Source organism: Enterococcus sp. C74 (genome assembly GCF_040887125.1).
GTDB lineage: Bacteria > Bacillota > Bacilli > Lactobacillales > Enterococcaceae > Enterococcus_B > Enterococcus_B hirae.
In genome coordinates, this window is sequence record NZ_JBFOFA010000035.1 from 1 (window position 1) to 564 (window position 564).

A 564-nucleotide genomic window follows, 5' to 3' on the forward strand; every position below is an offset into this window, starting at 1 on the left:
CACGATCCAACCACCAAAACCAATATTTATGGCTGAATCAACAAACCAGTTTCATCAAACCGACCCTGAACCAAATAGCTTAGATCTATTGAGTAAATCTATTATTAGTGAGTATAAAAAGAAAAAAAATATAAAAATGATTTCAGCTAAATATAATGTACCGCTAGAAGTGGTACAAAATATAATAAGCGAATACATAGTAAATAAAGGAAAGAAGGGGAGACGGATTAATGAAGTTGCGGCAGAGTTATATTTTTCTACCATTCATACAGGCGATGGACAAGTGTTATTTATCCATCAATCTGGAAAGGTCTCTGAAGTTAAGAAAAATCTGATACAAGAAGGTACGATCCAACCACCAAAACCAATATCTATGGCTGAATCAACAAACCAGTTTCATCAAATCTACACTAAATCGAATAGAATAGATCCATTGCGTGAAATCATTGTTAGTGAGTATAAGGAGAATCAAAATATAGGAGTAATTTCATATCAATATAATTTATCACCAGAAGAGGTCCAAGAAATAATATGTGATTACATCCGAAATGAAGAAAAGAAAGG

At 32.6% G+C, this 564-nt stretch carries 1 protein-coding gene; it reads left to right on the forward strand.

The window, feature by feature from the left end; genetic code table 11:
- Window positions 1–28: 28 nt before the first annotated feature.
- Window positions 29–564 (forward strand): hypothetical protein (locus AB3H93_RS14145; protein ID WP_368020741.1); only part of this gene is annotated, 536 nt, incomplete at its 3' end.